Source organism: Bacillus andreraoultii (assembly GCF_001244735.1).
GTDB lineage: Bacteria > Bacillota > Bacilli > Bacillales > Caldibacillaceae > Caldifermentibacillus > Caldifermentibacillus andreraoultii.
Map to the genome: position 1 here is coordinate 2,460,611 of NZ_LN868937.1, position 11,362 is coordinate 2,471,972.

The following is an 11,362-nucleotide window of genomic DNA, read 5'->3' on the forward strand; positions in this document are numbered from 1 at the left end:
AGCCACCCTTCTTTAAAATGTTTGAAAGCATTTTCACATGGTTATAGTATACGGAAAAATATTTCTTAAATCAATCCCTTTTACGAAAAAATATTTATTTCTTCCTGTTGTCTTCACTTATTATTACCCATTAATCGTGCTTCTATTATGCTTTTGAGACTCTTTTTGTTCATTCCAGTTTGCTCTACGTGGTAACTGCCAATTATAGTAGACAGAGAGCATTCGAAACACGACAACGAAAGACAAAAGAACAAATGTTGTATACGGTCCATTTAATATGTCAAAACCTACTGCAAATCCTGCTAATGCTGCCCACAAAGCATAGATATCTGAATGAAAAATCATTGGTTTTCTCCCAGCGAATACATCTCGTAACATTCCTCCACCCGCACCTGTCATTGTTGCAGCAATAACAACCGCAATTAGCGGTGCTTCAATCGAAACAGCATAGTTCGCCCCTTGTATTGCGAAAGCACCTAATCCAATGGCATCGAAAAAAACGACCCAACGAACCCAATCATTCATCCATTTATCTGGAAAAATAAATACAATCGTAATCACTAAAAATGCGACAACAAATAATAAATCTTGTTGCCAAATATTCTCGATTGGAATCCCTATTAACAGATTTCGAATTAATCCCCCTCCAAAGGCAGTAGTAAAACCTAAAATAAACACACCTAAAATATCATATTCTTCTTCAATTGCGACAAGTGCACCACTAATAGCAAAAGCTAATGTACCGATAATATTAAGAATTTCCCAAGTCAATGATCGTCTTCTCCTTCCAACTTAAACACTATTACTATATTATAATAAAGTCCGGCAATTAAATCTTTTTTCAGCCCCTAACTTGGAGGTTGAATGAATTTTTACTCAAAATATGATAGAATAAAGGTAGATAGAAAACGCTTTCTAACATCAGGATCCTTTACCGAAATTTTAATAGATTGAAATATATAATGGTTGATTAGACCATTTAAAGGCGGTGATCCTATGTATACGATAACTATAACGATTATAATCTTGTTGATTTTTCTCCTAAGCTGGATGATTTTTCATAAAGGTAATAATAGTGAATCTAAAACTACTACTCGCTCTAAAAAGAATAAAGATAATTTTACATTTATGAGTTGCCCACGTTGTAAAAAATATAATTATGTTGACAAAAGCAATTTAATTAAACGATGTAACAGTTGTGGTTGGACCCTCACAGAACCGTATATTCATACCTCATTCCGACTATCCAAACCGACAAACCAAGATTTTTCAACTTCTATTGCGGATGTAAAAGTAAATGAACAAGTTTATATTTTAACAGAGCCAACCGAAATTGATGATGAAGGTAATTCCGGAATCGCTGTTTATAATAGTAAAGGTCAAATAATCGGTTGGGTACCCGATCAAGTTGTAACAAATTTAATTTCCGATTTAGTTATGAGTAAACGAATACTAGCGAAAGTAAAAAAACTTAATACAGGAAGTGGCGAAATTGAAATCCTCGTAACGAACGACTTAATGAAAATGTGGGGCTAAAAGTCAAAAAAACTCTATCTAAAGAAAATTCAAGGTTCGGACCTTAAAGCAACCAAAGAGACGAGAGTGCGCTAAGAAAAACTTTTTTTCGACTGCGATGCAAAGCTGCTAGAGCCTTCCTTTTTCGCTTATGCGTAAGGGAAAGTAAAAATTGGAAAATTTATACTTTCCTATTAGCTAAAATAAATAAACCGGGGATTGTACCCGGTTTATTCTATTCTATACTCATTATTCTTTTTCATAATCACTTTCAATTCCCTAACTATTTAAACCTAACTTGATGTTTCATTTAGTTTTTTTCCGATTAACAGTCCTGAGACAAGTAATCCGAGAACAGCAAGACCAATTAAGATGACAAAAACAACATGTAAACTTGCCTCTAATTCAGCACCTTGTAGTTGATCACTTAACCATAATCCAGAAATACTAATTCCAATTGTTTGCCCTAGATTTCTCATTAAATTAATTGATCCCATCGCAGCACCACGTAAGTTCCACTCTACCGCCGATTGAACAACTACGGTAAACAGTGTTGTTGAAAGTCCGAATCCAATTCCTAAAACACTTGTTATGACCATCATCCATGAAATCGTTGTATTTGTTTGAAAGAAAACAAGGCCAGCACAACCAACAAGAATAATGAAACCACCGAGCATAGCTATTTTCGTTATTGATGTTTTCCCAATGAGTCTTCCTGTTAATGTTGCACCAAAAATCCAAGTGATTGACATAGGTAACATGGCAATTCCTGATAACGTCGCGTTTAGATTACTAACCCCTTGCACCCAAAGAGGAATATAAAAAGTAACTGCTACTAAAATAAATCCAATTAAAAACGAAACGATATTTGATACAGTAATAAATCGATTTCTGAATAAACTTAATGGAAGCATTGGCTCTTCTCCCTTTGCCTCAATCCATAGGAAAAAGCAAAAGAAAATAATCGTAATAAGAACGAGTACAAATAAATGCCAAGTTTGTTTTTGTTCTTTCAAAATGTTTAATGCAAATAAAAATGAAGTCATACTTATTGAAAAGGTAACGATACCTGCATAATCAACAATTTGTTTTTTCTTCGTTACTTGTTCTTGCAGCGCCTGTTGTAAAAGAATTAATGAAATAATACCAAACGGCAAGTTCATGAAGAAAATCCAATGCCAAGTTATAGTATCTACTATAAAGCCACCGACAAGTGGTCCGACTACCCCTGCTATTCCCCAAACACTGCTTATCCAACCTTGAATTTTCGCCCTCTGTTCAAATGAAAAAACATCTCCAATGATTGTCATCGGAATTGTTGCTAGTGCTCCTGCTCCAATACCTTGAATAAGTCGAAAAATGATGAGTTGTTCCATCGTTTGCGATAACCCGGATAATGTTGAACCAATTAAAAAAATGATTACCCCTAAATGGAACATTAATTTTCTACCATATAAATCAGCTAATTTTCCAAATACCGGTGTACTTATAACAGTAGCTAATAAATAAACAGAAATGACCCAAGTATAAAGTTGACTACCACCTAAATCTTCAACAATCTTCGGCATGGCTGTACTTACAATTGTCCCCTCAATTGCTGTTAAAAAGGTTGCAATGAGTAAAGATAGAACGACATGATTTTGATTTGATTCTTTCTGCATTGTATAACTCCTTATTTCAGTTTACTTTTATACATATAGCGAATAACTGAAGATATTGACTTCATCCAGGTCTTTTGTTCATGGTGTAGTTATCCTTAGATTTTTTTACCGTAGATTTATCTAGGAGTAAACTTAATATTCTTCTGGTCTTTGTTAAACATTGATGTAATGCAACCATTTCCCTAACCATTGACCCGCATTAAAAATAGCTCTCTTTTTAAGGTTCTCCGTCAAATGTTGGGGTGGTAAAGAAATCAGGCCACCCCTATCCTATATGTAGACCCATTCCTTTATACTGATGTCTCAATAAGATTCTTGCTCGAAATCTCTTGAAGTTTTTATATCCATAGCCGTTTCGCTTGATGACTTTTGTCGTATTATTGATTCCTTCCAAAAAGCCATTGGAATGACCATACACAAAGCTATTCAGGATTTCTACTTGCCAATTTCGAAACGTTTCTATCGCTTGTTTCATCTCTGGAATTCCTGATTCCTCTACTACTTGATAAAATGCTTCCAGCTCTTTTTTTACCTCTTTGATCTTTTCTTGACCGATCTCTTTCGCTCGGTTAAACCATACTTGATAACGTTCTTTTAGTTCATAGGCTTTTTTTAGCTCTTCCGACATATTCAAATAGCGTTCTAAATGCCACTGATCGTCTTCAGTTAAAGTGTTTTGAGGTTTATAAAAAATGTACCTTTTTCTTTTGCACTTTTTGCGGTCATAGTCGTGAAACTGCTGCTGAATACGCCTGCGAACTCGATCAATCCCCCAATAAATATAACGACAAAAATGAAAACGATCCGCCACGATCACTGGGTTCCCTAGGGCCGAACGAACGGCTGCCTTAAAAGAAGGACTCATATCCATAATCACCACTTGAACGTGGTGACCATGCCTTTGAAGGTAGTCTTTTATCGTCTTTTTATTTCGGTTCGGTAGGATGTCTAGGGGTTGCTTTGTGATCCCATCGGCGATGATGAGTTGATACTTTCCTTCCCTTGTATCTCCTTTATATTCATCAATCGCAATCACTCGAGGTAGTGACTCTACTTGCTTGACTTCCGTTTGAGCGATTTGATCAAATCGCCTCATAATGGTCGTGGATGAGGTACCGTAAACATCCCCTACTTCCTTAAATGTCTTTCCCTTAATAGCGCATACGGACACGGCCTGATTCCATTCAATCGATGTTCGTTGATATCGTTTGACAAACGTATTCTTTTCGGAAAAGCGTTTTCCGCAAGCACAGGCATATCGACGACGTTTATACCAAATATACGTCATCCGTTCAAACCATTTTAAATGTTGAACTTTTTGCCATCGATAATCATGAACTTTGTTGGTGAGCTGACCACAGTCAGGACAAGGGTGTGGCTTTCGCTCCATTTCCACATAGAGGAGGATTTCCCCTTTACGCTCCTCCATTTTTATCACCTGACAGTCTTTTAATCCTGGGATATTCATGATAGAATTCATAGTACACGCAACTCCATTCTTTTTACTTGTTTCTGGACAATTCAAGTATAAAAGAATGACGGGGTTGCGTGTCTTTTTTTTTTGACCAAAATTGTATGAAAACCCCAACATTTATTATAGAGCCCTTTTTAAATATAACCATGATGCGACAAATCTATGACCAAATAAAAACCCCAGTTAAAGTAACTGGAGTCGGATCGTTGTTAATAAAAACGTTTGAAACTATCGAAGTGTTTTTTCCAATAAGAATTGTCTAAACTAACAATCGTAACACCTTTGTTCCCTGCATTTATAAACGAATTATTTCCAACATAAATACCTACATGAGAAATACCTTTTTTATACGTATTAGCAAAAAATACTAAATCACCTAATTGAGGCTTCGATACGTAATAGGATCGATCGTAATAACCTTCACTTGAATATCGCTTAATGTCCATGCCAGCTTGTTTATATACATAATAGATAAATCCACTACAGTCAAAACCTTTTGGAGACGCCCCACCCCATACATATGGAATCCCTGATAGGCTTTTCGCTACACTAAGTAATTTATTAACATTGTAACTTCCATTCGATGTTGGTGATAGAGAGCTAGTATTTTTAGCAGAACTCGTTCCACCGGCAGTATTATTAGCTTGAATATTTAATTTTTGGCCGACATAAATTAAGTTAGAACTTAACTTATTCCAATTTCTTAGATCGGTAACACTGACACCAAATTGCTTTCCAATTTTTGAGAGTGTATCACCAGCTTTTACTGTATATACAGTATTTGTGCTATTAGTTGTGGATTGTGTAGAACTTTCATTACTACTCGTGTTCCTTTTGTCTTGTTCCTTTTTAGAATCGTTTGGAACCGTGACGCCATTTAATTTTAATTGATGACCTGCGTAGATTAATGTTGTATCTAAATTATTCCATTTCATTAAATCTTTAATGGATACTTTAAACTTAAAGGCAATTCCACTTAATGTATCCCCGCTTTTAATCGTATAAGTAGAAGTTGAACTTCCTTCCGATGTTGATGAATTTGTTTGGGATGGATTTTTACTGTTGGTATTTTGTGTTTCTGTATTCTTTTCTGTAGTCGTTGTTGCTCCACTACTATGAATCACCAACACATTTCCAGGAAATATTAGTGAACTTGATAAGTTATTCCATTTCATTAAATTACTTAATGATACTTTATGTTTTACTGCAATCCCACTAAGTGTATCACCTTTTTGAACTATGTAATTAGTAGTAGACGTGGATTTTGTATCGATATTTTGCTTTGTTGAACTTGATGTTGCAATATTTTTGCTTGTCCCACTTGTTTCTAGTACTTGATTAGGATAAATGATATCTGAACTTAATCCATTAATCGCTTTTAATTGTGAAATATTCGTATTATATTTTTTAGCAATCGCCCATAATGTATCGCCCGGCTGCACTTTATGGGATGCTGCTTCAGTCTCATTCGCCATAAATAGAGCCGATGCAATGGCAGCACTGGCCGTCACTGTAACTAGAGCCTTTTTACTACTCACTTAATCCTCCCCTTTTTCCATATACAGACAATTTTCTATTAAATTTACAATCATTATATCTATTTTTGTAGAAAATTGATAGATAGAAAGGACTTTTGTAATCTATTTGTAATAGTAACTAGTATTAATTGCCTATCCTTGACCGTTTGAAATATCAGACTTTTTGTTTAATCATTCCACATTCCTGTTTTAATTTTTAAAGTTTTATAGTAAATTTAGAGTAGTACTTACAAAAAACTATTAAGGGGGCTTATTAATTGGAAACATTATTAACTCAAATAGGAGAATTACCAACAACTTGTATTTCAGATGCAATGGATGGGATGAATAACCTTGACTCTTCTATTAAACCACTCCAAGAGTCATATAAAGTAGTGGGACCTGCGTTTACAGTGAAAGTTCCAGCAGGGGACAATTCATTAGTTTTAAAAGCAATTAAGGAAGCTAAACCTGGTGATGTTCTCGTTATTGATGCAAAAGGCGAAACTTATCGTGCGATTGCCGGGGATTTTGTTATTGGCTTAGCAAAAAAAGTCGGTATAGCAGGTATTGTCATCGATGGTGTCATTCGCGATTTACTTGGTGTACGGGCTTTAGACTTTCCTGTGTTTTGCAAAGGGTCTACAGTTGCTGCTAGTCATAAAAGAGGAGCTGGCGAAATAAATATTCCTATTTCCTGTGGAGGAGTGTCCATTTCACCTCAAGATATTATTGTTGGCGATGCAGATGGTGTTGTCTCTATACCAAAAGAGTCAGCGAAACTCATTTTAGATAAAGGATTGAATAAGTTAAAGAAAGATGAAGAACGGGAAGCAAAAGCATTAAAAAGTGAAGATTCCGCACGTGAATATTTAGCAAATTTATTTAAGTAATTGTTTTTTTAATCAAGATGGCGAGCAGCTACTAATCTGCCCGCCAATTCCCTCTTTATTATTTTTCAAAGTACGCTTGAAAAACACGTTGACTAATTCGTATAGCTGCTCGATGTGGTTGTTTGACACCATTACGATAAGCGTTTGGTACAATGACCGCTATCGCAATTTCTGGATCGTCAAACGGAGCATAGCCTGCAAATGACTGATTCCACGTCTTGATACCATTTTTCATCGATTCCGATGTACCCGTTTTTCCTGCTACATTGTAAGGCTCCCCACGAAAAATACTTGCTGCTGTCCCTTGATTTCCATGAGTAACAAGCCAAAAACCTTGTTGTACACGATGGATCATTTCCTCAGTCATATCGAGTTTATTCAGAACAACAGGATCAATTGTTTCAACAAGTTTGCCGAGACCATCTTCCCTTTTATTTGATTTTTCACGAATTTCTCGAACAAGCTGTGGTTTCATTCGGTAGCCCCCATTTGCAATTGTCGACATATATTGTGCAATTTGCATCGGTGTATATGTGTCTAGTTGACCAATTGCGATTTGGAAATAAGCACCTTGATTTGTTCCTTTTAGTCCTGCTACTTCATTTGGAAAACCGATACCAGTTGGCACACCTAAACCTAATTGGTTAAAATAATATCGTATCGTCTCTATTTTTTCAGGATCATAAATTAATGGACCATCCGGTATATATTTACCTCCCATCATTTTAATAGCTGTTTTCCACATATAAACGTTGGAAGATCGTTCTAAAGCCGTTAAATCATTAATTTGGTTCATCACAGTATGGGAAGAAAATGTCCCTGACCCTCTAATTCGCATAACTTCATCCAGTTCCATCTCTCCAATATCTCGAACTCCGGTAGCATATCCAGCAAGTAGTGTAGCACCTTTTACAACTGAACCTTGCTCAAACGCAAAAGTAAACGTTCCAGGAGTATAGTCACTAAATTTTCCCGTTTCACGATTATAGACTTTACCAGACATGGCGTGAATATAACCTGTTTTTGGCTCCATAGCAACAACAAACGCAGTATCTAACGTATCTGTGTAAGGCTGTCTTATCGCGTTTATTAGTTCTTCCTCGATTATTTTTTCAACTTTTTCTTGGAAATTGAAGTCAACCGAAAGAATTAAATCCATTCCACTTTTTCCTTCAAACACTTCCTCTGAACCTACTACTTTACCGTGACGATCAGTAATCATTTTTACTTTCTTCTTTTGGCCTTGTAATATATCATCAAAAAGTTCTTCTATATAACTTTTACCTACCCGATCATTCCGTTGAAAACCTTTCGCAGTAAATTCGTCTAATTTCTCAGCGGGGAGTCCCTCATCTGTACTAGTTACCCCTCCTAACATATTCCAAAACGTATCGTTATAGGCTCGTTCCCTTTTCCAGTCCATTGTAACTTCTATACCTGGTAAATCTGATAAGTTTTCACTTACTTTTGCGTACTCTTGATCTGTGACGTTTTCATTTTTTATTATAGTTGGCGTAAAAGCTATAGCCGTTGAGAGTTTTCGATAAATTGCTGCCATATTTTTATCTATTTTTTGTAAATCGTTGTCTTTAATTCTTTTTAATTTTAATTCATATAAATCCTCATCATTTAACTTTTTCTCCATATATAATTTTAACTCTTTCTTTTTAATTAATTCTTCTCCATTGCTATGTTCCAGTAACCATAAATCCTTTAAATCTCTACTTGTTACTTTTTTTACATCTTTCTCATTCATTTTAATTAGTCGAGCAAGCCTTTTCGCTAAATCAAGGAATTCTTCTGGCTGCGGATTCTTTTGTGCTGTATATGTAATCGCCTTTTCCGGAATATTATAGACGACTAAGTTGTAATTTGCGTCATATATTTCCCCACGAGGTACTGGATAACTGACGATTGTTTCCTCTGTTTTTTTTACTTGGGCTGTGTACTCACTCCCTTTAATAATTTGAACGTAACCAAGTCTAACTATTAGACTAGCAAAAAAAAGGAATATGACGGTAAAAAGAATACTCAACCTTATTTTTTTTGACTTCTTATGATTCAATTCATCCTCCTCCATAACAAACTATTATTATCTATTTCTATTTATATGCACGTTTTTTTAGTACACACATATTGATACATAGTTTTTAAGGTTGAAAAGTTTGTACAAATGAGGAGGTTCTAGTTTTTTAATAGGGTTACATGTAATTTGTGGTCGCTTTATCGATAAAATGGTTCTATAGGACTATTCCTCTCGATTTTACGTGTAATTTGTCCTCGAGAAGCTTCATCCAGGACATTTCACTCTGTTTTCTTGGTCGTTTTGTCCTTGAGAACCTTTGTCTAGGACATTTCAACCTGTTTTCTTGGTCGTTTTGCCCTTGAGAACCCTCATCTAGGACATTTCACCCCGATTTTGTGTTCGTTTTGTCCTTGAGAACTCTTCTATTGGAAAGTTCTCGCCCTTTTTTATCCTAAACAACCTTCTTATTGAAAACTCAAGAAAGATTCATATTTAACACCAAGAGCGAACAACTTAACATTGTCCGCTCCTATTTCACATATTATATTTTCATCAATCAATTGATTACCAATAAGGATAAAATGGGTATCCATAGCCATATCCGTATCCATATGGCCCGATTAAGGCACTTCCTAATACACCACCTAGTACTCCACCTAAAAATGGGGACCCAAAACCGTATCCAAAACCAAATGGTCTACCCCAAAACGGACGCCCCCAAAATGGCCTCCAAAAACCAAACGGTCTCCCAATAATTCTTTCATCCTCCTCAAAAAATTGAACATTATTTAAATCTGGATGCATACCTAAAATGGTACCTATGTCAAGGACACAATAAAAAAAGAGGTTAAGCAACTAGAAGATGATTCCTATATTGAATAGGGGTCATCTTTTTTAAATTCCATTGATATCGATAATTGTTATAGTAAACCATATAGTGATTTATTTTTGCTTTTAGTTCTTTTAAGGATTTACAAGATTGATAGTCTACTTCATCTTTTAAATGACCAAAGAAAGACTCTTGAGGGGCATTATCCCAACAGTTCCCTCTTCGGGACATAGATTGTCCTAGACCATATTTTTTTAATAACTTTTGATATCTGGGGCTCGTATAATGGCTCCCTTGATCAGAGTGGATGAAGGCATCTTTATGTAGTGTAATCTTCTTGTTTTTCATTAGTTTGTGAATCGTCTTTGTTGCGATGTCTAGAGTGATACGATCAGAAACATGGTAAGCTAGGAGTTCGTTAGTGGACGCATCTTTTATGGTTGACAAATAAGCCATGGAATTTCCGTTATATGGCAAATAAGTAATGTCCGTTAATAACACTTTTCCTGGAACTCCTTGCTTAAATTCCCTATTTAACTTGTTTGGAACAACCTGATGCTCCTTGGTTGCTTTAGCGATCCTTTTATAAGGATTTGGCTTTCTGTGAGGACAGATGATTCCATATTTCCTCATGATTCTCTGTATCTTTTTACGGCTAAACGTAATGTTAAAATCATTCTCCAGTATCATTTTAATGGAGCGTGAACCTTTCTTATATCCGCGCCGATTAAAGGCCTTTAAAATGATTTCCTTCGCTTCAAGATCCAATTTCTCCTTTGCTTCCCGGAGAGAGGAAGCCTTTAGGTAGCTATAATATCCAGACCGGGATACCTCTAAGAGGCCACATAGATACCTGGTCATCCCCTTAAATCCATTTTGTTCAATGGTCTCCTGAATCAATTGATATGCATTATTCGGATTTAGATTTTCGCTTGAGTTTAGCAGCCTCCTTTCTGTCGTTTCTAGCTTTTTTAACAGCTCAACCTGTCCTTCCAACAGTTCGATTCTTGCCTTTTGTCTTTCAATCACTTCGGACGGTGAAAGCTCACGTTTCAAGGGTCTGCCGGAAGCGTTTTTCCTCGTATCCGTAAGCCCAATCAAGCCATTCTTCTCATAGGCCTTTTTCCACCTGCAGGCTGACTGTTCGATTCGTTTTATTCCTATAACGTCCACATCGAAACCGTTCTCCGCAAAGATCTGACGAGGGAGTTTGCCAGCTAGGTACTCATCAATAAATCTATTTTTAAAATCGTCAGTATAGGTAATAGACCGATCGCTGACACGATGTATATTTGGATTCTGTTGAAGTGTTTTTATCTCTTTGGTTGAAAAAGTTATTTTACTCATGTTGTCCCCTAATCCTCATATTCTAAAATTCAAGTATATAAAAAAATACCTGTAGGTGAAACCCTCTTTTTCAAGTGTCCTACCTACAGGTACCATTTTA

At 35.9% G+C, this 11,362-nt stretch carries 9 protein-coding genes; 2 read left to right on the forward strand and 7 right to left on the reverse strand.

Features of this window, described 5'->3' with window-relative positions; genetic code table 11:
* Window positions 1-123 precede the first annotated feature (123 nt).
* Window positions 124-771, reverse strand: a complete 648-nt coding sequence (locus BN2144_RS16990; RefSeq protein WP_042338105.1) for a trimeric intracellular cation channel family protein — start codon at window positions 769-771, stop codon at window positions 124-126.
* Between the two features lie 225 nt (window positions 772-996).
* Here BN2144_RS16990 and BN2144_RS16995 point away from each other — a divergent pair, with 225 nt between their 5' ends.
* On the forward strand, window positions 997-1,536 hold the full coding sequence (locus BN2144_RS16995) for a hypothetical protein (RefSeq protein WP_033829405.1): 540 nt from the start codon (window positions 997-999) through the stop codon (window positions 1,534-1,536).
* A gap of 272 nt (window positions 1,537-1,808) precedes the next feature.
* Here BN2144_RS16995 and BN2144_RS17000 read toward each other — a convergent pair whose 3' ends face one another.
* The 3 genes from BN2144_RS17000 to BN2144_RS17010 all read right to left on the reverse strand — a co-directional run bounded on the left by BN2144_RS17000 (window position 1,809) and on the right by BN2144_RS17010 (window position 6,188).
* The gene (locus tag BN2144_RS17000; protein ID WP_033829406.1) at window positions 1,809-3,176 is read right to left on the reverse strand and encodes an MDR family MFS transporter; all 1,368 of its coding nucleotides are present in this window, start codon (window positions 3,174-3,176) and stop codon (window positions 1,809-1,811) included.
* A gap of 265 nt (window positions 3,177-3,441) precedes the next feature.
* On the reverse strand, window positions 3,442-4,656 hold the full coding sequence (locus BN2144_RS17005) for an ISL3 family transposase (RefSeq protein ID WP_033826337.1): 1,215 nt from the start codon (window positions 4,654-4,656) through the stop codon (window positions 3,442-3,444).
* 203 nt (window positions 4,657-4,859) lie between these two features.
* A complete protein-coding gene (locus BN2144_RS17010; RefSeq protein WP_033829407.1) occupies window positions 4,860-6,188 on the reverse strand; it encodes a C40 family peptidase in 1,329 nt (442 codons plus the stop codon).
* A gap of 257 nt (window positions 6,189-6,445) precedes the next feature.
* Between BN2144_RS17010 and BN2144_RS17015 the strand changes: the two genes are divergently transcribed.
* A complete protein-coding gene (locus tag BN2144_RS17015) occupies window positions 6,446-7,060 on the forward strand; it encodes an RraA family protein (protein ID WP_033829408.1) in 615 nt (204 codons plus the stop codon).
* Between the two features lie 58 nt (window positions 7,061-7,118).
* Here the strand turns inward: BN2144_RS17015 and BN2144_RS17020 are convergent, their stop codons facing one another.
* From BN2144_RS17020 to BN2144_RS17030, 3 genes are all read right to left on the reverse strand, one after another.
* Window positions 7,119-9,125: a peptidoglycan D,D-transpeptidase FtsI family protein gene (locus BN2144_RS17020; RefSeq protein WP_230199764.1), complete on the reverse strand. Its 2,007-nt coding sequence runs from the start codon at window positions 9,123-9,125 to the stop codon at window positions 7,119-7,121.
* A 525-nt stretch (window positions 9,126-9,650) separates the two neighbouring features.
* Window positions 9,651-9,890: a hypothetical protein gene (locus tag BN2144_RS17025; protein WP_033829440.1), complete on the reverse strand. Its 240-nt coding sequence runs from the start codon at window positions 9,888-9,890 to the stop codon at window positions 9,651-9,653.
* Window positions 9,891-9,933: 43 nt separating this feature from the next.
* Window positions 9,934-11,262, reverse strand: a complete 1,329-nt coding sequence (locus tag BN2144_RS17030) for an IS3 family transposase (RefSeq protein ID WP_033826480.1) — start codon at window positions 11,260-11,262, stop codon at window positions 9,934-9,936.
* Window positions 11,263-11,362: the final 100 nt, after the last annotated feature.

Coding starts and splice junctions, on each gene's coding strand:
- BN2144_RS16995 (WP_033829405.1), top strand. CDS start 997: ATGTATACGATAACTATAACGATTATAATCTTGTTGATTTTTCTCCTA.
- BN2144_RS17025 (WP_033829440.1), bottom strand. CDS start 9,890: ATGCATCCAGATTTAAATAATGTTCAATTTTTTGAGGAGGATGAAAGA.
- BN2144_RS17000 (WP_033829406.1), bottom strand. CDS start 3,176: ATGCAGAAAGAATCAAATCAAAATCATGTCGTTCTATCTTTACTCATT.
- BN2144_RS17005 (WP_033826337.1), bottom strand. CDS start 4,656: ATGAATTCTATCATGAATATCCCAGGATTAAAAGACTGTCAGGTGATA.
- BN2144_RS17030 (WP_033826480.1), bottom strand. CDS start 11,262: ATGAGTAAAATAACTTTTTCAACCAAAGAGATAAAAACACTTCAACAG.